Origin of the sequence: Bradyrhizobium jicamae (assembly GCF_001440395.1) — a bacterium.
GTDB lineage: Bacteria > Pseudomonadota > Alphaproteobacteria > Rhizobiales > Xanthobacteraceae > Bradyrhizobium > Bradyrhizobium jicamae.
Genome location: NZ_LLXZ01000143.1, coordinates 1 through 377, shown reverse-complemented (window position 1 = coordinate 377; position 377 = coordinate 1). Strand labels below are relative to the sequence as shown.

General features: G+C 71.6%; 1 pseudogene. It reads right to left on the bottom strand.

Going from position 1 to position 377, the window contains the following annotated elements:
- Positions 1–377 (bottom strand): annotated as a pseudogene (locus tag CQ12_RS23560) (cell division protein FtsZ); the annotation flags it as partial.

Below are 377 nucleotides of genomic sequence, written 5' to 3'. Positions count from 1 at the left end.
CCCCCCTGCCGTCGCAGGAAGGCGGGGATATCAAGATGGTCGTCTCCCTGTGGCGCCGGGGCAACAGGTACGGGACGGCCATGCACATCCAAACCCTGCGGCGCCGGGCGCTTTGCGTACTCCGACACCGGGTCGTGATTCGCCATCTGCTGGGCAACGGTCCGTTGCGGCTTGCGCTCGGGGAGCGGCGGCAGCGGGGCCATGGCCGGGCCGGAGGCACGCGCGGCGATCGGCGGCTCGTTCTCCTCGTCGCGGCGGCCGAGGCCGACATTGGCCAGCCGCTGCAGCAGCGACAGCTTGGCCTTCTGCGGATGCTCTTCCTCGGCGTCGCCGCGGGCCTGCCGAATCTCGGCCTGCGCCGGCATCGGCAGATCCTC